Source organism: Achromobacter sp. ACRQX, from assembly GCF_022346505.1.
GTDB classification, from domain to species: Bacteria; Pseudomonadota; Gammaproteobacteria; order Burkholderiales; family Burkholderiaceae_B; genus Achromobacter; species Achromobacter animicus.
Window position 1 is genome coordinate 40,471 of record NZ_JAKRML010000013.1, and the last position, 22,430, is coordinate 62,900.

Annotated in this window: 22 protein-coding genes; 15 read left to right on the plus strand and 7 right to left on the minus strand. The window is 67.0% G+C overall.

Annotated features, from left to right (window positions below; translation table 11 throughout):
• Positions 1 to 2: 2 nt before the first annotated feature.
• Complete coding sequence (locus tag MHZ91_RS13865; protein ID WP_239214121.1) at positions 3 to 1,172, minus strand: CaiB/BaiF CoA-transferase family protein; 1,170 nt, start codon at positions 1,170 to 1,172, stop codon at positions 3 to 5.
• Positions 1,169 to 2,491 carry an acyl-CoA thioester hydrolase/BAAT C-terminal domain-containing protein gene (locus MHZ91_RS13870; protein ID WP_239214123.1) on the minus strand — a complete coding sequence of 441 codons (1,323 nt, stop codon included), beginning with the start codon at positions 2,489 to 2,491 and terminating at the stop codon, positions 1,169 to 1,171. Before MHZ91_RS13870 ends, MHZ91_RS13865 begins: the two co-directional genes overlap by 4 nt.
• Before the next feature lie 231 nt (positions 2,492 to 2,722).
• Between MHZ91_RS13870 and MHZ91_RS13875 the strand changes: the two genes are divergently transcribed.
• The 14 genes from MHZ91_RS13875 to MHZ91_RS13940 all read left to right on the plus strand — a co-directional run bounded on the left by MHZ91_RS13875 (position 2,723) and on the right by MHZ91_RS13940 (position 16,485).
• Positions 2,723 to 3,529, plus strand: a complete 807-nt coding sequence (locus MHZ91_RS13875; protein ID WP_239214125.1) for an ABC transporter ATP-binding protein — start codon at positions 2,723 to 2,725, stop codon at positions 3,527 to 3,529.
• A 4-nt stretch (positions 3,530 to 3,533) separates the two neighbouring features.
• The gene (locus MHZ91_RS13880; RefSeq protein WP_218344351.1) at positions 3,534 to 4,337 is read left to right on the plus strand and encodes an ABC transporter permease; all 804 of its coding nucleotides are present in this window, start codon (positions 3,534 to 3,536) and stop codon (positions 4,335 to 4,337) included.
• A gap of 51 nt (positions 4,338 to 4,388) precedes the next feature.
• Positions 4,389 to 5,393, plus strand: a complete 1,005-nt coding sequence (locus tag MHZ91_RS13885) for a zinc-binding dehydrogenase (RefSeq protein ID WP_218344769.1) — start codon at positions 4,389 to 4,391, stop codon at positions 5,391 to 5,393.
• Between the two features lie 22 nt (positions 5,394 to 5,415).
• Positions 5,416 to 5,841 carry a PaaI family thioesterase gene (locus MHZ91_RS13890; protein WP_239214128.1) on the plus strand — a complete coding sequence of 142 codons (426 nt, stop codon included), beginning with the start codon at positions 5,416 to 5,418 and terminating at the stop codon, positions 5,839 to 5,841.
• A gap of 12 nt (positions 5,842 to 5,853) precedes the next feature.
• A complete protein-coding gene (locus MHZ91_RS13895) occupies positions 5,854 to 6,708 on the plus strand; it encodes a VOC family protein (RefSeq protein WP_239214130.1) in 855 nt (284 codons plus the stop codon).
• Positions 6,698 to 8,233: a class I adenylate-forming enzyme family protein gene (locus tag MHZ91_RS13900; protein ID WP_239214133.1), complete on the plus strand. Its 1,536-nt coding sequence runs from the start codon at positions 6,698 to 6,700 to the stop codon at positions 8,231 to 8,233. The genes MHZ91_RS13895 and MHZ91_RS13900 overlap by 11 nt, the downstream gene beginning before the upstream one ends.
• A gap of 94 nt (positions 8,234 to 8,327) precedes the next feature.
• Positions 8,328 to 9,413 carry an ABC transporter substrate-binding protein gene (locus MHZ91_RS13905; protein ID WP_239214136.1) on the plus strand — a complete coding sequence of 362 codons (1,086 nt, stop codon included), beginning with the start codon at positions 8,328 to 8,330 and terminating at the stop codon, positions 9,411 to 9,413.
• Positions 9,410 to 10,171, plus strand: coding sequence for an ABC transporter ATP-binding protein (locus MHZ91_RS13910; protein WP_239214139.1), 762 nt, complete (start codon positions 9,410 to 9,412; stop codon positions 10,169 to 10,171). The genes MHZ91_RS13905 and MHZ91_RS13910 overlap by 4 nt, the downstream gene beginning before the upstream one ends.
• 4 nt (positions 10,172 to 10,175) lie before the next feature.
• Complete coding sequence (locus MHZ91_RS13915) at positions 10,176 to 10,958, plus strand: ABC transporter permease (protein ID WP_218344356.1); 783 nt, start codon at positions 10,176 to 10,178, stop codon at positions 10,956 to 10,958.
• Between the two features lie 136 nt (positions 10,959 to 11,094).
• Complete coding sequence (locus MHZ91_RS13920; RefSeq protein ID WP_239214142.1) at positions 11,095 to 12,087, plus strand: ABC transporter substrate-binding protein; 993 nt, start codon at positions 11,095 to 11,097, stop codon at positions 12,085 to 12,087.
• 466 nt (positions 12,088 to 12,553) lie between these two features.
• Complete coding sequence (locus tag MHZ91_RS13925) at positions 12,554 to 13,555, plus strand: ABC transporter substrate-binding protein (protein ID WP_175125229.1); 1,002 nt, start codon at positions 12,554 to 12,556, stop codon at positions 13,553 to 13,555.
• Positions 13,556 to 13,847: 292 nt separating this feature from the next.
• Entirely contained in the window at positions 13,848 to 14,705 is an 858-nt protein-coding gene (locus MHZ91_RS13930) for a proline/glycine betaine ABC transporter permease (protein WP_218344358.1), read from the plus strand.
• On the plus strand, positions 14,702 to 15,985 hold the full coding sequence (locus MHZ91_RS13935) for a glycine betaine/L-proline ABC transporter ATP-binding protein (RefSeq protein ID WP_239214144.1): 1,284 nt from the start codon (positions 14,702 to 14,704) through the stop codon (positions 15,983 to 15,985). The genes MHZ91_RS13930 and MHZ91_RS13935 overlap by 4 nt, the downstream gene beginning before the upstream one ends.
• 125 nt (positions 15,986 to 16,110) lie before the next feature.
• Entirely contained in the window at positions 16,111 to 16,485 is a 375-nt protein-coding gene (locus MHZ91_RS13940) for a tautomerase family protein (protein WP_239214147.1), read from the plus strand.
• A gap of 86 nt (positions 16,486 to 16,571) precedes the next feature.
• Here the strand turns inward: MHZ91_RS13940 and MHZ91_RS13945 are convergent, their stop codons facing one another.
• The 3 genes from MHZ91_RS13945 to MHZ91_RS13955 form a co-directional block, all read right to left on the minus strand.
• Positions 16,572 to 17,537 carry a tripartite tricarboxylate transporter substrate binding protein gene (locus tag MHZ91_RS13945; RefSeq protein WP_175185795.1) on the minus strand — a complete coding sequence of 322 codons (966 nt, stop codon included), beginning with the start codon at positions 17,535 to 17,537 and terminating at the stop codon, positions 16,572 to 16,574.
• Positions 17,538 to 17,624: 87 nt separating this feature from the next.
• Entirely contained in the window at positions 17,625 to 18,104 is a 480-nt protein-coding gene (locus MHZ91_RS13950; protein WP_239214149.1) for a MaoC family dehydratase, read from the minus strand.
• Positions 18,101 to 19,348, minus strand: coding sequence for a CaiB/BaiF CoA-transferase family protein (locus tag MHZ91_RS13955; protein ID WP_239214151.1), 1,248 nt, complete (start codon positions 19,346 to 19,348; stop codon positions 18,101 to 18,103). The genes MHZ91_RS13950 and MHZ91_RS13955 overlap by 4 nt, the downstream gene beginning before the upstream one ends.
• A gap of 71 nt (positions 19,349 to 19,419) precedes the next feature.
• Here MHZ91_RS13955 and MHZ91_RS13960 point away from each other — a divergent pair, with 71 nt between their 5' ends.
• Complete coding sequence (locus MHZ91_RS13960; protein ID WP_239214154.1) at positions 19,420 to 20,325, plus strand: LysR family transcriptional regulator; 906 nt, start codon at positions 19,420 to 19,422, stop codon at positions 20,323 to 20,325.
• 16 nt (positions 20,326 to 20,341) lie between these two features.
• On the opposite strand, the gene MHZ91_RS13965 is transcribed toward MHZ91_RS13960, so the two are convergent.
• Together MHZ91_RS13965 and MHZ91_RS13970 are read right to left on the minus strand one after the other, a co-directional pair.
• A complete protein-coding gene (locus tag MHZ91_RS13965) occupies positions 20,342 to 21,478 on the minus strand; it encodes an AAA family ATPase (protein WP_239214157.1) in 1,137 nt (378 codons plus the stop codon).
• Positions 21,475 to 22,350, minus strand: a complete 876-nt coding sequence (locus MHZ91_RS13970) for an RNA ligase family protein (protein WP_239214160.1) — start codon at positions 22,348 to 22,350, stop codon at positions 21,475 to 21,477. Before MHZ91_RS13970 ends, MHZ91_RS13965 begins: the two co-directional genes overlap by 4 nt.
• Positions 22,351 to 22,430: the final 80 nt, after the last annotated feature.

The following is a 22,430-nucleotide window of genomic DNA, read 5'->3' on the forward strand; positions in this document are numbered from 1 at the left end:
GTCTAGTCGAGCAAGCCGTGCGCCTGCGCGCGCTCAAGCGCGGCGGGCGGCAGCCAGCGGCCCAGCGCAGCCAGCGCCGACGTGCTGCGCAATGGCGCCGCGACCGGCGCGATCGGCGGCGCCTTGCTGCGGCTCAAGCGCGGCGCGGGCGCAGGTTGGGCAATGCCGTCAACCTCGATAAACGTGCCGCGCGCGCGCAAGTGCGGGTGATTCGGGGCTTCGTCAAAATTCAGCACCGGCGCAAAGCACGCATCGGTTCCTTCCAGCCGCGCGGTCCATTCGTCGCGCGAGCGGGCGGCAAAGGCTTGCGCCAGCTGCCCGCGCAGCGCCGGCCAGCGGGCGCGGTCGGATTGCCAACCGGCCAGCTCCGGCGGCAGTTCCAACAGCGTCAGTAGTTGCTTGAAGAACTTGGCCTCCAACGGGCCAATGGAAACATAGCGGCCATCACGGCAGGCGTACACGTCGTAGAAGGGCGCGCCCGAGTCGATCAGGTTGGTGCCGCGTTCGGCCCGCCACATGCCCGCCGCAGCCAGCCCGTGAAAAGCGGTGGACAGGGACGCCACGCCGTCGACCATGGCCGCGTCCACGACTTGTCCCAGACCGCTGCGCGCGCGTTCGATCAGCGCGGCCAGGATGCCCAGCGCCAGATACAACCCGCCGCCCGCGAAGTCGCCAAGGAGCGCCAGCGGCGGCGTGGGCGGCTGGCCCTGCCGGCCGATCGCGTCAAGGGCGCCGGTGATAGCCAGGTAGTTGATGTCGTGTCCCGCCGACTGGGCGAGCGGCCCGGACTGTCCCCAGCCCGTGACCCGGCCATAGACCAGGCGTGGATTGCGCGCGAGGCACGCGTCCGGCCCCAAGCCCAGCCGTTCCATCACGCCGGGACGGAAGCCTTCGATGAGGGCGTCGGCGCTTTCCACGAGGTCCAGCACCAGCGCCGCGGATTCCGGCCGCTTGAGGTCCAGTTCAATCGACGTGCGGTTTCGCAGCAGCAGGTTGAAGCGCGGTTCGCGCTGGATGCCTTGCTCGACGGGATCCCGACGCTGGATGCGCAGGACCGTCGCGCCCATGTCGGCCAGCAGCATCGCCGCCATCGGCGCCGGACCGATGCCTTCCAATTCAATGACGGTCACGCCCGCCAGTGCGCCCGCGCCGGGCGCCTGCTGCGCGCTCATGCGGTGGCTGCGGTGCGTTCAGCGACCGCGGCCGCCAGAAAGCGCTGCACCGCCGCCCACGAGTCCGCGTTGGCGCGCGCGTTGGCGGCCGCGTCGCCGCCGCCGGTCAACACGATGCCGGACACCGCATGCGCGCGCGAAATCTCGGTGGTGGGCACGCCGGGCGCCTGCAGGGCGTGCCCGGCGTCTGGATAGTCCAGGTGCGCCACGGCGTGCGGATGGCCGGCCGCTTGCAGGGTTTGTGCCACGTCGGCGGCGTACCGGGTCGATGGCCAATAGCCGTCGTCGCCCGCGGACAGCACCAGGACCGGACCCGCTATCCGTTCCACCGGAATGCGGGCGCGCGCGACGGCGGCCGCATCCTGCTGGGCGTTCACGAACGCCTGCGCCTGGCGGCGGGGCTCGGGCAGGCTGTCGACGAGGCCCCAATCCTGCGCGGCGTTGTTCTCCCAGACGTGCGCCAGCGGCTGGCCCGCCTGCGTCCAGGCGGGACCGAAGCGGCCCGTGCCCGGCTTGCCCGCGTTCAACACGCCATGTACGACCGAGCTGGGTACGTAGGCGATCACCGCCGATACGGCCTGCGGATACAGGCTGCCCAGCAGCAGCGCCAGTTCGCCGCCGCGCGAATGGCCACTGACGGCGATGAAGTTTTCAACAGGCCTGACCGTCGCGCGCAGCCATTGCAGCGCGCGCTCGAAGTATTCCAGCGGAATTTCGGAAAGGTAGTCAGGCAAGCCGGGCGCGCCGAAGTAGCCCAGCGCCAGCGCGGCATAACCGCGCGACGCAAAGAGCGCGGCCCGTGCTTCGTTGATGCCGCCGCCCGATCCGTTCAACACCACGATGGCCGGATGCGGGCCGGGACCGGCGGGGGTATACAGCACGCCCACCAGTCCGTCCTCGTTCAAGGGCTGCCGCGTGACGCCGCTGTCGACGTGGCGCTGTTCGAAACGGGCGGACGCGTGATTGCCGTGCGTGTCGCTGGCCGAGGCGCGTACAGGGATGACGCCGTCCGCGCCCTCGGGAGCGGGGAGGTCCTCGGTGTCGCCAGCATCGCCGGCATGCGCCGGGGACTGCGACCAGATCGGACCCTGGCCGTCGGCGATGCGGTAGCCGCCGGATACGGGCGCTTGGCCGGACACGTCGACGGTCCCCGCCGCATCGGCAAGGTAAGTGTTGCGGCTGCGCCAGACCGCGCCGTCAAGCTGGCGCGAAATCAGCGTCAGGGTCACGGCGGAGTGCGGCTGAAAGCCATCCAGCGTGAAGACGCGGGGCACGTCGATCAACGCGGCGGCGGGGGTGACGGCAAGACGGGCTGGCATGCTTCGAGTATCCAATTGGGGCGTGAAAGCCCCTGAACATAGGTGCGCAACGTTCCGCTGGCTACGAAGATTTCCGCATGCCGATAGCCGGTTTTCACCTAAAGACTGGACGCCATTTGCAGATGGGAAATCGTTCGTTCCCATGCATGTGCATGACGCATAAGCTGCGAGGCATGATGTCGTTTCGCCCCAAGCCCGGCGTGCAAGGCATCGTCATCAACCGTGCCTTTCATGACCGATCTGTCCGCCATCCATCACGTCCATCGCATATCTCCCGAGCGCCAGCCCGCGTCCGCCGCCATCTCGCTGCGTAAGGTGTCCAAGCGCTTTGCGCGCCGCAACGACACGCCGCTGCAGGTGCTCGAGGGCATCGACCTGGACATACCGCATGGCCAGGTGGTCGCCATACTGGGTGCGTCAGGCTGCGGCAAGAGCACGCTGCTCAATCTGATCGCGGGTCTGGCTCATCCTGACGAGGGCAACATCCTGGTGGAAGGCGCCAGCACGGCGGCGTACGCCGACTGGCGCGCGGTGGGCTATCTGTTCCAGGACGACCGGCTGCTGCCGTGGCGCACCGCGCGGGACAACGTCTGCTTCGGCCTGGAGGCCACGCGCTTGCCACGCGCCGAACGCCAGGCGCGGGCGCTGGCCGCGCTGGAATCAGTGGGGCTGGCCGGTTTTGCGTCGGCCTACCCGCATGAGTTGTCCGGCGGCATGCGCAGCCGCGTGGCCCTGGCGCGCAGTCTGGTGAACGAGCCGCGCATTCTGCTGCTGGATGAACCGTTCTCCAAGCTGGACCCCGGCACCCGCGCGCAGATGCACGCCGAGCTGCTGGAAATCCAGGCAAGCCGCGGCATGACCGTGGTGTTTGTGACGCATGACGTCGAGGAAGCGGTGGTGCTGGCCGATCAGGTGGTAATTCTGCGGCCGCGGCCCGGCCGCATCCGCGAGATCGCGCCCGTGACGCTGACCAGGCCGCGTGCGCCGTCGCAACCCGAGGTCGCCGAGCTGATCCGTCAGTTGCGCGTGCGGGTGTAGCGTCATGACCCAGACTTCGATTTCGGCCGAACGCGCGTCGGCATGGCGTGTCCTGGGCGGCAATGCGGGGCGGCGCCTGCTGCTGGTGGCGCTGCTGCTGGCGGCGTGGGCGTTCGCGGCGCGCGGCGTGCCCGCGTACATCCTGCCGGGTCCGGCACGCGTGGCCGACGCGCTGGGACGGCTGGTTTCCAGCGATACGTTCTGGCGCGACCTGGGCGTGACGTTCTGGCGGGTCATCGCGGGCTTCTCGTTGGCCGCCGTGGCGGGCACGGCGCTGGGGCTGCTGTTCGGCAGCCGCCGCAAGCTGGGCGAGTTCTTTGAACCCGTGCTGGCCGTCACCAACACAATTTCTTCGGCCATCTGGGCCATCTTCGCCATCATCTGGTTCGGCATCTCCAACGCCACGACCATCTTCGTGGTGTTCATGACCGCGCTGCCGCTGATCCTGACCAACGTCTGGCAGGGCGCCCGCTCGGTGCGCGCCGATCTGGTCGAGCTGGCGCGCAGCTTCCGCATGCCGCCGCTGCGCATCCTGCGCACGATCTATCTGCCCTCCATCCTGCCCGACTTCTTTTCCGGCGCGCGCCTGGCGTTCGGCTTCGGCTGGCGGGTGTCGCTGGTGGCCGAAACCATCGGCGCGTCCAACGGCGTGGGCTATCGGCTGCGGCAGGCGGCCGATCTCGTGCAGACCGATCAGGTGTTTGCATGGACGATCACGCTGGTCGGCCTGATGGTGCTGATCGAGTTCTGCGTGCTCAAGCCGCTTGAGACGCACCTGTTCCGCTGGCGCCGCGCCGCGGCGGACTGATCTTCTTCCCGCTTTTTTTCCCCTCACGGATCCAATCACATGTCCCAAACCATGAAGGCGCTCGTGCTCAACGCGCACGGCGGCCTGGACCAACTGTCGGTCGTCCATGACAAGCCTGTGCCCCAGGCGACTCCCGGCCACGTCGTGGTGCGCGTGCGCGCCTCGTCCTTCAACTACCACGATGTCTTCACGGTGCAGGGCATGCCCGGCATCAAGGTGCCGCTGCCGGTGATCATCGGCCTGGATCTGGCCGGCGACATCGCCGAGGTCGGCGCGGACGTCGAAGGCTGGAAGGCGGGCGACCGCGTGCTGGTCAATCCGCTGAATCGCGAGAAGGGCCTGATGGGCGAAATGCTGGACGGCGGCATGGCGCAGTACTGCCTGGTGTCGGCGGCGCAGCTTCTGCCGTTGCCGGCCAACGTCACGTATGAACAGGCGGCCGCCTTGCCGGTGGCCTATGGCACCGCCCACCGGATGCTCGTCACGCACCGCACCGTGCAGGCCGGCGACAAGGTGTTGATCCTGGGCGCCAGCGGCGGCGTCGGCACGGCCAGCGTCATCCTGGCCAAGCGCCTGGGCGCCGAGGTGATTGCCTGCGCCAGCGGCGCGGACAAGCTGACGCGGCTGCGCGAGATCGGCGCGGACCACGTTGTCGACTACCGCGAGACCGACTTCTCCAAATGGGCGATCCAGCAGTATGGCAAGCCGCAGCGCCGCGGCACGGAAGGCGGGGTGGACGTGGTGGTGAACTTCACGGGCGGCGACACCTGGGTGCCGTCGCTGCGCTGCATTCGTCGAGGCGGAATCCTGCTGACGTGCGGGGCCACCGCGGGCTACGACCCCAAGGAAGACCTGCGCTACATCTGGAGCTTTGAACTGACCGTCAAGGGTTCCAACAGCTTCTACGACGAGAACCTGCTCGCGCTGCTGGACCAGGTCGACCGCGGTGAGATCGCGCCGCTGATCGACCGCGTGGTGCCGCTTGAAGAAGCGGCCGAAGGCCTGGCCGCCATCCGCGACCGCAAGGTCATCGGCAAGATCATCGTCGCTCCCTGAATCCCAATCGGAACCTTTGAACATGTCTGAACAGAACCTGCCCGCCGCGGCCGATATCCAGGCGCGTCTCCTGCGCAGTCCCTATCACCAGTGGCTTGGCCTCAAAGTGCTGTCGGTCGGCGACGGCGAGATCGTGCTGCAGGCCACGTGGCGCGAGGAATGGTCGGTCAACCCCGACAACCCCTACACGCACGGCGGCATTCTGGCCGCGCTGATCGACCTGACCGCGGACTGGGCGCTCGTCTCCCACACGGGCCGTGGCGTACCGACGGTGGACCTGCGGGTGGACTATCACCGGCCGGCGATCCAGGGCGACCTCACCATCCGCGGCAAGGTCGTCAAGGCCGGCAAGCAGTTGTCGGTGGCTGAAGCGCGCATCGAGGACGCCCAAGGCGCGCTGCTGGCCAGCGGGCGCGGCGTGTATCTGACCGCGCCCCCCAAGAGCTGAGGGGAGAGGGGCATGAACAGCGCTCTGCCGCTCGATCACCTGGTGATCAATACGCGCTTTGGCACCGATGCGGCCGCGCGCCTGTTCGCGGCGCTGGGGTTCACGCTGACACCGCAAGGCCGCCACGCGTTCGGGTCGGTGAATCATCTGATGGTGTTCCAGGACGATTACCTGGAGCTGATCGGCCTGCCGACCGACGGCGGCACCTTGCGCCAGGAGATCCTGGACAACCCCGCGGGCATCGACGGGCCGGTCTACAAGCCGGCCTCGGCCGACGCCGTGCATGCCGCGCTGACACGCGCCGGCGCGGCGGTGGCGCCGCTGCACGCCTTCACCCGTCCGCTTGAACTGGACGGCGTGCAGCACGAAGCCAGCTTTCGCACCGTGCGTTACCAGCCCGGCGCCTTCGAGGCCGGCCGCGTCTATTACTGCCAGCACCTGACGCCGGAACTGGTGTGGCGTCCCGAATGGCAGTCGCACGCCAATAGCGTGCGTGGCCTGGCGGGCCTGACGCTGGTGTCCGCACACCCGCAGGCCGATGCGCAGGCCTACGCGCAGGCGGCGTTCGGCCAGGTCCATCTGGACGGGCGCGGCTTTTCGATCCCCAGCCCCGGCTTCTCGGTCGATCTGCTGGATGCCGACGCCTATGCCCAGCGCTACGGCGATCTTGCGTGCGATGCACTGGGCCGCGACAGCTTCTTCGGCGCCATCGCCTTGCGCGCCGGTAATCCCGATGCGCTGGAACGACACGTCGCCGCGCTGGGCGACGACCTGCGCGCGCGGCCCTGGCAACGCGACGGATTGAGCGGCCTGGCCGTGGCTTTGCCGGGCTTGAACACCTTACTGGACTTCGTCTATGAGCACTGATCCCGGCTTTCATGCCTACAACCTGGGCGGGCTCACCCCGCCGGGCGCCAATCCCGACGATGTGGCGGTGATCGCGCTGGACGATGAGCAGAACGAGACGCGCCTGACGGTCGGGCAGCTTGACGACCTGTGCAACGCCGTCGCGCGCGGACTGCTGCGCCGCGGGCTGCAGCGCGGCGATCGGGTCGCGGTGCTGGCCGCCAACAGCGCGCAGTTCCTGGCGGTGCTGCTGGGCGCGCAGCGGGCGGGCCTTGTGGTCGTGCCCGTGAATTACAAGTTTCCGCGCGCCTTGTCGGACTTCGTCATCCAGGACAGCGGCGCGCGGCTGGTCTTCTGCGATGCCGCGCGGCGCGCGCAGACGCCGTCGGATCTGCCCGTTGTGGAGTTCGGCGCGCCCGGCGAGACCGGGCTGGATGCCTTGCTCGATCCGGGACCCTTCCAGGCCGTGACGCCGGCGCCGGACGAAGCCGCGTTCTTCCTGTATACGTCCGGATCCACCGGCAAGCCCAAGGGCGTGGTGCTGTCGCATCGCAGCCATCTGTGGGTGGTGCGCACGCGGCTCGCCGGCCAAAGCCTCGCCGGGCAGCGCTATCTGATCGCCGCGCCGATGTATCACATGAATGCGCTGGCGCTGTGCCAGCTTGCGCTGGCCGGGCAGGCGACCATCGTGCTGCTGCCGCAGTTCAAGCCGCGGCCCTACATCGAGGCCATCGCGCGCTATCGCCCCACCTGGCTCACGTCCGTGCCGCCGATGATGGCGATGGTGCTGTGCGAAGAGGATCTGCTTGCCCGCGCCGACCTGAGCAGCGTGGAGGTCGTGCGCATGGGCTCGGCGCCCGTCAGCGAAGCCTTGCAGGCCGCCATCCGCCGTGCGCTGCCCCAGGCCCGCGTGATCTCGTATGGCACCACCGAGGCCGGCCCCGTCACGTTCGGCCCCCATCCGGCAGGGCTGCCGCAGCCTGACATGTCGATCGGCCATGCGCATCCGCAGGTGCAGGTGAGGCTGGTGGACGCCGCGGGCAACGAGAGCGACCAGGGCGTGCTGCACGTCAAGAGCCCCGGCATCATGCTGGGCTATCACAACCGCCCTGACATCCGCGCGGCCATCACCGCCGATGGCTATTACGTCACGGGCGACGTGCTGCGCCGCGACGCGCAGGGCTTCTATTACTTCGTGGGCCGCGACGACGACATGTTCGTGTCCGGCGGCGAAAACATCTTTCCCGGCGAGGTCGAGAAAGTGCTGGAGACGCTGCCCGGCGTGCAGCAGGCCTGCGTCGTGCCGGTGCCGGACGACATCAAGGGCCACAAGCCGGTGGCGTTCGTTGTGCCCGCCGCGCCCGGCGTGCTGACCGAAGACACCGTCAAGCAGCACGTGCTGACGCACGCGCCGGCTTACCAGCATCCGCGCCGCGTCTGGTTTCTGGACGCCTTGCCGCTGGCTTCCACCAACAAGGTCGACCGCAACCTGCTCAAGCAGCGGGCGCGGGAGGCGTTGACCGAATCCGAGGCCTCGGCGGCCTGATGCGCAGTGGTGCGCCTTGGCGCGCACCGTACCGATCTGCATGAACACGCACCAGCACGACCTGAATACGAACACACACCAACGGAACACTGCAATGACCAAACCCGCACACACCCTGGCGCGCGTCGCCGCGGCCGCCATCGCGCTGGCCGCCTTTCCGGCCGCGCAGGCCGCCGACACCGTCACCGTGGCCCTGGGCATTCCGCTCACCGTCGCCAGCGGCGGCGTATACGGGCTGGGCAAGGACCTGGGCTACTTCGACCAGGAGAACATCGAGGTCAAGACGATCGTGTTCCAGGGCGCAGGCGCCTTGCTGCCCCAGGTGGCGTCCAAGAAGGTCACCATCGGGCTGCCGCTGCCCGAGCCCGTTCTGGCCAGCTACGAGACCGGCAAGACGCCGCTGCCGGTGCGCTACTTCTACAACACCATCCCGTCGAACGAGCTGGAGCTGGCGGTGCTGGCCGATGGTCCGATCAAGACGATCAAGGACCTGAAGGGCAAGAAGATCGGGGTCGGCGCGCTGACCTGGGGCACCATTCCGTCGACGCGTGCGCTGCTGCGGCAGGAATCGCTGGTGCCCGGCAAGGATGTCGACATCGTGGCGGTGGGCGTGCTGGGGTCGGGCTTTCTGGCGCTGAAGGAAGGCAGGGTGGACGCCCTGAACTACAACAGCTCGTGGACCGCGATGCTGGAGCTGACCGGCACCAAGGTCCGCCGCCTGCCGTACCCGCCGATCTTCCAGAAGATCAACAGCAACGGCTTCATCGCGCATGAAGACACGCTGCGCGACCAGCCCGAGCTGCTGGCCCGCTTCGGGCGCGCCTACACCAAGGCAGTGCTGGCGTGCGACGCCAATCCGCGGTTGTGCGCCGAGACGTTCTGGAAGTACCAGCCCGAGGCCAAGCCCAAGGATGGCGACTATCAGAAGAACCTGGACGAAGCCATCGTGCTGGTCAAGAAGCGCATGGACAGCACGTTGCGCCGTCCCGATGGCACTGAACGCGTGGCGGGCGAATTCGATCTGGGGGTGATCCGGTCGTTCGTGGGCGCGATGCACAAGGCCGGCGAGTTCAACACCGCCGACATTCCCGTCGACAAGATCTTCAGCAACCAGCTCGTGCCGAAGTTCTCGGCGTTCGATGCCGCCGCCGTGCGCGCGCAGGCGAAGGCGGTCCAATGACAGCAGCGCCCTTGCTGCAGGCGCGCGCGGTGTCGGTGTCCTACCAGACGCGGCGCGGCAGCATCGATGCGCTGCGCGAAGTGGATCTGGCGGTGGGCGAGGGCGAGTTCGTCACGATTCTCGGGCCGTCGGGCTGCGGCAAGTCCACGCTGCTCAAGCTTGCCGCGGGGCTGCTCACCCCTACGCTCGGCCAGGTCGAAGTCGGCGGCGTGCCGGTTGAGGGGCCCAGCCGCGACATCGGCGTTGCCTTCCAGAAGCCAACGCTGCTGCCGTGGCGCACGGTGCTGGACAACGTCTTGCTGCCGAGCGAAACCGCGGGCGAGCGCGGCGCCGATGCCGAGCGCCGCGGGCGGGAACTGCTGGACCTCGTGGGGCTGCGCGACTTTGCCGGCAACTATCCCAACGAACTGTCCGGCGGCATGCAGCAGCGGGTCGGGCTGGCGCGGATGCTGCAGCGCGACCCGCGGCTGCTGCTGATGGACGAACCATTCGCCGCGCTGGACGCGATGACGCGCGAGGCGCTGACGCTGGAGTTGCAGCGGATCTGGATGCGCGACCGCAAATCCGTGCTGTTCATCACGCACAGCATTCCCGAAGCCGTGATGCTGTCGGACCGCGTGCTGGTCATGTCGGCCCGGCCGGGCAGGGTGGTCGAGGACTTCAAGGTCGATATCCCGCGCCCGCGAACGATGGCGACGCTGGCCGAGCCCGCGTTCACCGCCGCTGGCGATCATCTTCGGCGCCACTTCATCGGATGAGTCCATGCAACGACTGACCGCTGTCCTGTACCCGCTGGCCACGCTGGCCGTGGTGCTGCTGGCCTGGCATTTTTCCGTGACGTACTTCAAGGTGCCCGACTACATCCTGACCACGCCCGGCGCCGTCTTCCGCACCCTGGTGTCGGTATTCCAGGACGGCACGATCTGGCGCCACATCGGCTATACCGTGGCCGCGACGCTCATCGGCTACGCCATCGGCAGCGCGCTGGCGCTGGTGCTGGGGGCGTTGCTGGCGGAATCGCGCACGTTCGAGAAATTTGTGTATCCGCTGCTGGTCGCCATCCAGGCCACGCCCAAGGTGGCACTGGCGCCGCTGATCCTGGTGTGGTTCGGCTTCGGGCTGGCGTCCAAGGTGGTGCTGGTGGTGCTGATCTGCTTTTTCCCGCTGTTCATCAACACCATCGTCGGCATCCGGCGTGTGGACCCGGACCTGATCGACGCGTGCCGCGCGTTCTCGGCGTCGCGCTGGTACATCTTCCGGCACGTGAAGCTGCCGGCGGCGTCCGGCGACATTTTTGCCGGCTTGCAGATCGGCGTGTCGCTCGCGCTGATCGGCACCGTGGTGGGCGAGCTGGTGTCGTCGGAGGCCGGGCTGGGTTACCTGATCGGATCGGCCGCGGTCAATCTGAACGTCAGCACCATGTTCGCCGGCGTGATCCTGCTGGCCGCATTCGGCGTAGCCGGCGCGCAGACGGTGCGCTGGCTGCATCGCAAGATCGTCTTCTGGGAGGCCGCCGGTGGCGCAGACACCCAAGCCCGATCCTGACACGTTGGCGGCCGCGCGCGCGCAGATGCGCATCGACCTTGCCGCCTGCCATCGGCTGGCGGCGCGCGCACCGATTCCACTTACCGACACCTGCCGCCGGCGCGTTGACCGGGCAGGACTCACACCTGGAGCACTTATGAAAGCCTTGCAATTGATCAAACGCGCCGCGCTCTTTGCGGTACTGGCCGGCGGCCTGGCCGCGGCGCCCGCGCATGCCGAAAAGATCCGCGTCGGCTACTGGCCCAGCGGGCTGACGCTGGGTTACGGTGCGGTGCTGGAAGCGGGCACCTTCTTCAAGGACCAAGGCCTGGAGGTGGAGTACGTGCACTTCTCGGACGTCAATGGCCCGACCCGCGCCATCGCCGCAAACGCCATCGACCTGGCCTTCGGATCTCCTGCCGCGGGCGCGTTTGCGCTGGCGACCGATGGCGTCCCGGTGAAGATCGTGCTGGCGACGCAGCCGTCGAACGTTTCCTTCGTGGTGCTGGAAGATTCGCCGATCAAGACGCTGGCGGACCTGAAGGGCAAGAAGATCGGCATGTCGCCCGCAGGCAGCTCCACCGCGACCATCGCCAGCGCCGTGCTCGCCGGCAACCACGGTATCAAGGAGAAGGATTTCACGCTGGTGCCGGGCAATGAGCCGCGCCTGGTGCAGTTCCTGGCGCAAAAGGAAGTGGACGCCGCCGCGCTGCGCAACGTCACGACCGCGCAATTGAAGGATCTGAAGGTGCGCACGTTGTCCACGTTTGGCGATCAGTGGAAGACGCTGACCAAAAGCGACAGCGTGCCCTACAACGCCGTGGGCCTGGTCCGCGCGGAGTACCAGCAGAAGAATCCGGACGCCGTTGTGCGGGCGATCGTGGCGCTGCGCAAGGCGCTGGAATACGGCCAGGCCAATCCCGCGCAGGTGGTGAGCGCGGTGCAGAAAGCGGGCAATCTGCCGCAGGCGGATGCGCAGGTGTTCGCGGACCTGTGGGATGAAAATTACCGGGTGTCGCTGAACGCGGCGGATCTGGATACGCTCGAGCGCGAGTTCCAGATCTTCAAGGACAACGGGACGCTGAAGGGGGATTTGCCGGCGGGGGCGTTGGACGCCGGGCCGTACCAGCAGTCGCTGGCCCGCAAGTAAGGATGCCGAACTGGCCGCGCAAACCGGCCATTTCGGGCTTCCCAAGCCCGTTTTGGAACGCCCTGTATGTGTTTATCCGAACATATTGTTAACTAAATGTATCGAGCATCGCCGGACGAATTTCCCCTGGGGAAAACGGCCATCTACCCAAGTGCATACCGGGTTTTCCCTGACGTTTTTCGTGGCGAATGTATCTGTTTCATTCACCCTCGGGGTTGGTCGGCATCTCAATTTCGTTTAAGATGCCGCCTTCTTCGTTCAGTTTGTTCTCTTTCTCTGAGTTTTCAAAAACCCGTTTTTGAAGCTCCCTGTCTTGCAAGACGCCGCGTCCCTCGCGGGCCGTCTTGTTGCTAGTGTCGGTTTGTATTGGCGGTTCTGCCCGTCTTCCGCACAACCCCCTTAGCTCCACGGTGCCTCCCGGGCTTGTTCCCGGCGTGCGTGCCTGAACCTATGGAGGCAAAAGCCAATGCGTTTTACCCCTGTCAAGACCCTGGCCGCCGCGGCCGTTCTGTTTGCGTTTGCCGGTTCGGCCCAAGCCGCCGACGCGCCGCAATGCGAAATCAAGCGGCCGGTCACCTTCGGCGCCATGAACTGGGAATCCAATCTGGTCCTGGTTGACGTCGAACGTTTCATCATGGAAAAGGGCTACGGTTGCAAGACCGAAACCCTGCCGACTGAAACGCTGCCCGCCCTGGCTGCCCTCGAGCGCGGCGATCTGGACATCAATACCGAAATCTGGCTGAACAGCGTGGCCGACCCCTGGGCCCGCGCCGAGAAGACCGGCAAGGTCAAGCGCATCGGTGACCTGTACATGGGCGCCGAAGGCTGGTACATCCCCAAGTACACGGCTGAGCGCTTGCCGGAACTGAAGTCCGCCGCCGACCTGCCCAAGTTCAAGGACCAGTTCAAGGACCCGGAAGAGCCCGGCAAGGGCCGTTTCTACGGCTGCCCGGCAGGCTGGGGTTGCGAAGTCACCAGCAACAACCTGTTCCATGCCCTGAAGCTTGACGACTCCTACACGCTGTATTCGCCCGGCACGGGCGCGGCGCAGAAGGCGGCCCTGATGTCGGCCTACAAGCGCAAGCAGAACGTTGTCTTCTACTACTGGTCCCCCACGCCGCTGGTCGGCGCCATGGATCTGGTCAAGCTGGACCTGCCGCCCTACGACGCCGAAAAGCACAAGTGCCTGACGTCGCCCAAGTGCGCCAAGCCTGAGCCCAGCGCCTATCCCGACAATCCCGTCTTCACCGCGGTGAACACCAAGTTCTCCGAAGATGCGCCCAAGCTGACCGAATTCCTGTCCAAGGTCTCGGTGCCGCTGCCGGTCATCAACGAAACCCTGGCCCACATGGAAGAGTCCGGCGATGAATCCACCGCCGTGGCCAAGTGGTTCCTGAAGAACAAACCCGACGTCTGGACCAAATGGGTCCCCGCCGACGTCGCCGGGCGCGTCCAAAGCGCGCTGTAAAGCACTGTGATCCTGGCTGCGCGCCGCGGTGGCGCGTACCGGCCCCTTGAGGGACCGGACCTCTTTGCCGGGATGGCCGCCGGCCGGGCGCAAGCGTCCGGCCCGGCAAGCGTGCTTGTGCCGCCACCCGCGGTGGCAGTGATACCGGTGCAGGGCACCGATGCGGATGTGATCTGCGCGATCCATCATCCGTCCAGGTGCCAGGCACCCGTCTCAGTCTCGTTGTTTTCCGCTGCGCCGGCGCGCCCGGTGGCGACACGGGCGGCGAGCGCGCCAGAATGGAGTCAAAACGATGTTTCCTGAAATTATTCCCGCCCGTCAGGTACGGGGGGCGATCGACGGCTTTGTCGATCATCTGGTCACCAACTATGCCGACACGCTGGAGACGTTGTCCCAGCCCGTGCTGCATGCGTTGGTGTGGTTGGAGCAACTCTTGCGCAGCTCGCCCTGGTGGGCGGTTGTCGCGGTCACCATCGCGATCGCCTATGGCGTGAGCCGCCGCGTCGGGCTGAGCCTGGCGATGGGCGCGCTGCTGTGCGTGATCGGCGTGCTGGGTCTGTGGGACGCCGGCATGCAGACGCTGGCGCTGATGATCATGGCCGCCGGCCTGTCGGTGCTGATCGGCATCCCGCTGGGCGTGCTGATGGCGCGTGTGAACTGGCTGCGTTCGGGCATGCTGCCCGTGCTGGACGTGATGCAGACGATGCCCAGCTTCGTGTACCTGATTCCCGTCGTCATGCTGTTTGGCCTGGGCAAGATTCCCGCCATCATCGCGACCGTCATCTATGCCGTGCCGCCGCTCATCCGCCTGACCGACCTGGGCATCCGCCTGGTCGACCGCGAAGTGCTGGAAGCGTCGCGCGCCTTTGGCGCCAATCCGCGCCAGCAGCTGTTCGGCGTGCAATTGCCCCTGGCGCTGCCCAACATCATGGCCGGCATCAACCAGACCACGATGATGGCGCTGTCGATGGTCGTGATCGCGTCGATGATCGGCGCGCGCGGCCTGGGTTATGAAGTGCTGCTGGGCATCAACCGCCTGGAAGTGGGCCGGGGCCTGTTGGCCGGCCTGGGTATCGTGGTGCTGGCCGTGCTGTTCGACCGGATCACGCAATCGTATGGACAGCGCATGCGCATGGGAGGCCAGCGATGAGCAAGATCGAAGTCAAGAACATCTACAAGATCTTCGGAGCGCATCCGAAGAAGTGGCTGGAAGCCGCGCAGGGCGGCATGAGCAAGGAAGAGCTGCTGGCCAAAAGCGGCCACACGCTGGGTCTGCGCGACATCAGCCTGTCCATCGAAGAAGGCAGCATCTACGTCATCATGGGCCTGTCCGGTTCGGGCAAGTCGACGCTGATCCGTCACTTCAACCGCCTGATCGAGCCCAGCGCGGGCCACATCCTGGTCGATGGCGTGGACGTGGTCAGCCTGAACAAGCGCGATCTGGAAGTCTTCCGCCAAAAGAAGATGAGCATGGTCTTCCAGCGCTTTGGCCTGTTTCCGCACCGCACGGTGCTGGACAACGCCGCGTACGGCCTGACCGTGCAAGGCGTGGGCAAGGCCGAGCGTGAGCAGCGCGCCCGCGAATGGCTGGAACAGGTGGGCCTGTCGGGCTTCGAGAATCAGTACCCGCATCAGCTTTCCGGCGGCATGCAGCAGCGTGTCGGCCTGGCGCGCGCGCTGGCTACCGACGCCGAAATCCTGCTGATGGACGAGGCGTTCTCCGCGCTGGATCCGCTGATCCGCCGCGAAATGCAGGATCAGCTGCTGCAACTGCAGGCCAAGCTCAACAAGACCATCGTCTTCATCACGCACGATCTGGACGAAGCGCTGCGCCTGGGCAACCGCATTGCCATCCTGAAGGACGGCGAACTGGTGCAGGAAGGCACGCCGGAAGACATTTTGCTGAACCCGGCCAACGATTACGTGCAGTCGTTCCTGCAGGACGTGAACCGCACCAAGGTGCTCAACGCCACGCACGCCGTGAATCCGGCGCGCCTGACGCTGACCATGCGCTCGCGCCCCGCGCATGCGGTGGACCGCATGAGTGCGCTGAACTACGAGTACGCGCCGGTGCTGGACGGCAAGCGCCTCGCCGGCGTGCTGACCGCCGAGGCAGCCGCGAAGGCCATGCAGGAAGGCGCGCGCGATGTGTCCCGCTTTGTCGAGGACCTGGCGTCGGTGCCTGCCACGGCGGGCCTGGGCGAAGTGCTCGCGCAACTGGTGCACAGCGATCAGCCGGTCGCCGTGACGGGCGAGGACGACGAGTTCCTGGGCATGCTGTCCCGCAAAAAGGTCGTGGAGCTGGTGACGCCGGCCCTGACCGAGACGCCGGTGTCGGCTGAAACCCTGACGGATACCCCGGCTACGGCGGATGCAGACGCGTCGAACGTCCAACCGGAACTGGAACGCGAAGGCAAGGCCGCCGCCTGATTCCGGCGTTCCCCGCATGACCCCTTGCGCCCGCGTGCAGTTGCTTGCACGCGGGCGCAGTCACGATATGATGGCTTGCCGGTCGGCTTGACCGGTTTTCCTTTTATCGGAACATCGGAATCGTCATGCCCCTCTTGAACGTCCAGATCATGCAAGGCCACACGGCCGCCCAGAAAGCCGACCTGCTCAAAGGCGCGTCCAACGCGGTGGTCGAAAGCATCGCGGCGCCGCTGTCCAGCGTGCGCGCCGTGCTGCACGAAGTCCCGGCAGAACACGTGATCGTCGCGGGGGAAATCGGCAAGCGCATGGCGCGCGTGGACGTGGATCTGATCGAAGGCCGCGACGAAGCCAAGAAGGCCGCCCTGATCGCGGCGCTGAACCAGGCCGTGTGCGCCAGTCTCGACATCTCTGGCGAAGACGTCCGCGTGATCCTGCGCGACGTGCCCAAGACCGATATGGGCGTGGCAAATGGCCTGAGCGCCAAGGCCGCGGGACGTTAAGTCGCCCGGCTTACCAAAGCAGTATTGAAAACGCCCGCTTCACGCGGGCGTTTGTCTTGGCGAGTGACGCGTATGCGCAATTGCGTTCAATCCAGCTTCACGTTCGCCGCCTTCACCACCTCGCCCCATCGCGCGATCTCGCTCTTGATGTAGGCGGCATATTCTTGCGGCGTCGACCCCAGCGCCTGCGCGCCTTGCACCTTCAGCTGCTTTTGCATCTCCGGAGATTTCAGCGCGCGCAGGATCTCGGCATTGAGCTTGTCGATCACAGGCGCGGGCGTGCCGGCCGGCACCACCACGCCTTGCCAAGCCCCCATCCCAAAACCCGGCGCCACGGTTTCCGCCACCGTCGGCACGTTGGGCAGTTGGTCGCTGCGCGTCTCGCTGGTCACCGCGAGCGCACGCAGCTTGCCTTCGCGGATGAAGCCCAGCGAATCGTTCAGCGTATTGGTCATCACCTGGACCTGTCCGCCGACGAGATCCGTCATGGCCGGGGCGCTGCCGCGATAGGGCACGTGGACCGCATCGATATCCAGCGACCGCAAAAGCAGGAGCGCGCCCAGATGCGTGACGTTGCCGGCGCCGGCAGAGCCGTACGACAGCTTGCCGGGATGCTTGCGCGCATAATCCACGAAGGCGGGCGCAGTGTCGGCGGGCACCGACGGATGCACAAGCAGGACGAGCGGAATGACGGCCGTGGTGGACACCGGCGCAAAGTCCTTGACCGGGTCGAAGGCCAGCGAGCGATACAGGTTGGGGCTGAGCGCGATGGACGAGGTGTTGTACAGCACCGTGTAGCCGTCGGGCTTGGCCGCGGCCGCGTACTGCATGCCGATGTTGCCGTTGGCGCCGCCCTTGTTTTCGACGACGACGGTCTGGCCCAGCTGGTCCGTCAACTGCTTGGCCAGCACGCGCGCCACCAGATCAGTCGGACCGCCGGGCGGGAAGGGCACCACCATCGTGATCGGGCGGTCGGGCCACGCGGCCTGGGCGCTGGCGGCGCCACCCAGCGCCAGAAGGGCCAGCGTGGTCGCCAGCAGTGCTTTTTTCATGGGTTGTCTCCTTGGGCTGTTATGGGTACTGCGGATGGGCGGCGGCGTCCTCTGCGGGATGCCTGCCGCTGATAGCGGTCAGCCTGGTCAGCGCGGCCTGCCGGCCAGCATGCGCACTGCCGTGTAGGCCATCACCGGCTTGCCGTGCTGGTTGCGCACGTCGATGGCGGACGTGACGACCGCGCGGTTGTGCTGCGAGGTCGGGCGCACGCCGGTCACTTCGATCTCGGCCCAGATGGTGTCGCCGGCCACCACCGGCGCAATCATCTTCTTGTGAATCTCCAGCAGCGCCAGGCCCGTTCCCTGCACCATGCCCTGCATGATCAGGCCTTCGATCAGGCCATAGGTCAGCGCGCCCGGCGCGGGCCGGCCCTGGATGGCGCCGTGGGTGTAGGTGGCGTCGATGAAGATGGTCTCCAGCATGCCGGTGACGCTGATGAAGTTGACGATGTCGGTCTCGGTCACCGTGCGGCGAAATGTCTGGAAGCGCTGGCCCACCGTCAGGTCCTGCCAGTAAAAACCTTGGCCGAGTTGGATGGCGGGAGAGGTGTCGCGGTCTTGGGTCATGCGGGGTCCTTGGCGTTTTCAGAAAGGAGGGTGTTGGCTTGGCAGGCGGCGCCGGTGGCCAGCAGCGCGTCAACGGCGGCCGGCGCGATGCCCGCTTCGGCCAGCACGTTGCGCGTGTGCTCGCCCAGGTGCGGCGGCATGGCGGGCGGCACGTGGGAATGCTGCAAACGCACGGGGTTACGCGGAAAGCGGTAGTGACTGCCGGACGCGCTTTCCAGCGGCACGAAGAAGTCCACGCTGGCCAGATGCGGATCGGTCTCCAGATCTTCCAGCCGGTTCACGGGTGCGGCCGGGATCTGCAGCCGCTCGCACAGCGCCAGCCAGTACGCCGTGTCATGGGCCGCGACGAGGCCGGCCTGCAATTCGTACAGGGTCTCGATGTGGCGCGTGCGCGCCGAGATGTCGGCAAAGCGCGGATCCTGCGCCAGATCGGGGCGGCCGGCCGCGTTGAAGAAGTCGCGCCAATGCGCGTCGGTATAGGGCATCAGGCAGACGTGCCCGTCTGCGGTCTGGCAGGGCCGGCGCCAGGGCGTGAGCACGCGCGGATAACCGGCGTCGCCGGGCTCGTCCGCCAGATGCCGGCCGTAGTAGTGCTCGACCAGCGCAAAGGACGCCATGCTTTCGAACATGGGCACTTCCAGCTGCTGGCCCTGTCCGGTACGCGCGCGCTGGAACAGCGCCGCAAGAATGGCGTGCGCGGCGACCAGACCGCACGTCTTGTCGGCGGCGACGGTGGGCAGGTAGCGCGGCGCGCCGGTCTGGCGGCCGACAAGATCCGCGAACCCCGACAGGCCTTGAATGATGTCGTCGTAGGCTGGGCGGCCGTCGTACGCGCCGCCTTCACCGAAGCCATACAGGCCGGCGTAGACCAGCCGCGTGTTGCGCGCGCACAGCGTGGCGGGGTCCAGCCCCAGCGCCGCCATCTTGGCCGGCCGCATGCTGTGCATCAGCACGTCGGCCTGGTCCACCAGCGTCAGCAGCGCCTCGCGCGCCGCGGGCTGCTTCAGGTCCAGCACGATGCTGCGCTTGTTGCGGTTCAGACCCAGGAAGATCGCGGAAAGGCCGGGCTCCTGCGCGGGGCCGGTTTGCCGGGTGGAGTCGCCGCCGGGCGCTTCGACCTTGATGACGTCCGCGCCGTAGTCGGCCAGGATCTGCGAGGCGTAAGGGCCGAATACGACGGAAGTCAGGTCCAGGACGCGGATGCCGTCCAGCGCCGGGCCGTTTGAGAGGGGAGTTGTCGTCATGGCGGAAATCCTATCGGCGCCGCACATACGCGTCTAATATGGCTTCGGTATTGCTTGATACGGAATCTGTTATGGCTATAGATTTGCGCCAGCTTCGGCAGTTCGTCACGATCGCCGAGCTGGGGAGTTACCGTCGCGCCGCCGATGCGCTGCACATCGCCCAACCCGCGCTGTCGGTGTCGATCCAGAAGTTGGAGCACGCGGTGGGCGTGCCGCTGCTGGTGCGGGGCGCCAAGGGCGTCACCACGACACCCGCGGGCGACGCCCTGATGGCCGATGCGCGCCGCGCGCTGTTCCATACCGATCAGGCGCGCCAGGCGGCACGCCGGGTGGCGTTGGGGGAATGGGGGACGCTGCGCCTGGGCTTTGTGGGCTCGGCCACGTACATGCTGCTGCCGCGCTGCCTGCCGGCCTTCCGCGCGCAGTACCCGGATGTGCAACTGGACCTGCGCGAAGACAGCACGGTCGGATTGGTGGCGATGCTGCGCGCTAACGAGATCGACGCGGGTTTGGTGCGCGGTCCGTTGGCCGAAGACAGCGAACTGGATTCTTGGGTGGTCGAGCGCGACGACCTGATCCTGGCAGTGCCTGCCCGCCATCCTCTGGCCGACATTGGCCCGATTGCGCTCGAGCGCATGCGGTCCGAAAACTTCGTGCTGTATTCGCCGGCCAAGGTGCCGGGGCTGAACGGCGTGACGCTGGCGCTGTGTCACAAGGCGGGGTTTTCGCCCCGCATCAGCCAGGAAGCCATTCAGGTGCAGACGCTGGTCAGCCTGGTCGCCAGCGGCCTGGGTGTGGCGCTGGTGCCTGGCGTGACCCGCGCGTATTCGACGCCGCACGTGGCGTTTGTGCCGCTGACCGACCCGGATGCGCAGGGCGCGCTGTCGCTGTCGCTGGTGACGCATCGCGACACCTCATGCGCATCCGTGCTGCGCTTGCGCGACAGCATGCTGACGCCGGCGCTTGTGCCTGCCTGACCCGCGCTACACCGCGCTACACCGCATAAACCACCCGGTGTGCCTCCGTGGGCAGCGGCAGGTCCCAGCGGTGCAGCATGCCGGTCAGCGTCTTGTTGGACAGCGACGTATCGCGCCGCGCATTGCGGCGCAGCAGCTCGGCACGCGGCTTTTCCAGATACACCAGCTCCACGTCCGCGTGATAGGCAAAGAGCAGATCCAGTGTCTTCTTGCGCATCAGCTCGCTGAGGTTGGTGGCGTTCCACACAAACGGCGCGCGGGCGCGCAGCAGTGCCTTTGCACGGTCAATGGCCAGGTGCGCGACCATGCCCTCGTTCTTGCCGTGGCGCAGGCCCAGTTCTTCGCGCGCGTCGTCGAACGACACCACCGGCAGGTCCGGATGATGCGCCGCCACCCACGTGTTCTTGCCGGACGCCGGCAACCCCGACATGACGATGACCCGCGAGCCCGGCTCCTGGAACAACGCATAGTCGGGATGCACGTCGGCGCCGCGGAAATAGCTGACGGCGGTGTGCGCATCGGCAAAGGCACGGGGCTGGCCGAAGCACTGCTCGTCGCGCGCCAGCTCGCAGAAGAGGGCGATGTTGTCCAGCACGCGTGCAGAGTCAGCGCATATCCGGCCGCGCATGTCGGCTTCGGCCAGCATGGCGAGCAATGGAAGGGACACGTGCCAGGACAACTCGCGCACGATGAACTCCGGCGAGCGGCCGCGGCGCGAGCCTTCCAGCGCGAAGAACGGCACCTGATGCGTGGCGATCAGCCGGCATATCGCTTCGCGCACCGCGAACGGCACGCCCGCGTCCCACAATGCGATGCGCGCGTCGATGGCGCCCTTGCGCGAGTGGCCAGGCTGGCCGATGGCGCCGGTGACCGGGTCGATCACCGTGGTGCTGTGCTTGGCCACGTCGTGCAGCAGCGCGGCCAGGAACACGATCTCCTGGTCGGCGCGGGACGCGGCCTGGTACTGCGGCAGCGCGAGCAGCGCGTCCACCACCATCTGCGTATGCGTCCATACATCGCCCTCGCCGTGATAACGGGGGTCCTGCGGCGTGGTCTTGGCCAGCTCCAGCGCGGGGAAGGCGGCCAGGCAGGCCGTATAGTCCGCGCCGCGCCCCGGCTGGGGCACGAGGGCCCGGATCTGTTCGTGATTCATGATGTCTCTCCCGTGCGGGCGTCGCGCAACGTGTCCCAGTCGACTGCAAGGCGCGGCGCGTACAGGTCGACGCCGTCGGCGAGCTGGTTGGGGATGAAAGGCTGCTCCGAATGGTGCATGTCCGAATCTAGAATGGCCTGTACGAAGTCGCGGCGCACCCACTTGTAGCGGGCGATGGTCTTGCCGTCCGCTTCGGCCTTGATATACAGGCCTTCCGACAGATCCGACTTGTCGCACTGCTTCCACGCGCGAGCCAGGTCCAGGCCTTCGCGCAGCACGGTGGCCTCGAAGGCATCGCGCCAGCCAGCCGTCTTGGCGAGCGACGGCTTGAGCATGGCCTTCAGTTCGGCCAGCCGCGCGGGCGCCGGCCCTTCGTACAACACGGGCACGGACAGCACCGGACCATCGGCCAGCAACGCGCGGCGCGCGCCGGTCGACAGGAACTCGCCGGTGCGCCGGTCCAGCACGTCGAATTCAAAGAAGTGATGCGGCAGGGCGTCGTAGAACACGGAGTGCTTCTTCGACAGCGTTTCGCCGTACATCACATAGCGATCTTCCAGCCGCTCCAGCAGCCAGTCCGCGTGCGCGGCGGCCCAGGCCTTGACGAAGCTGAACTGCCGCTCGCGGCCGCCGCCCACCAGGTAGTGGCCGCGGGATTGCAGCAGCAGTTCGCCCGACGGGCTGAAGCTGATGCCGGTGTTGGCGCCGTCCAGCTTTTCTTCGACGACGAGCGTCTGGCCGGCCAGCGTGCGATAGGGCACGTGGTCATGGCCTTCGTCCCCGTCCTGCAGGCGCGAGCCTTCAAGGTGGGGCGTTCGGGGATATCGGAACAGGTCTAGCGATTGCGCGTAGGCGCAGAAATCCAGCGTCATGGGTCTTCTCCAGCAAATGGGAAAAGCCGACGACACAGTCTTTACGGGAGGGGAAGCGGGGATGGGAGGTGTTGCGCTTC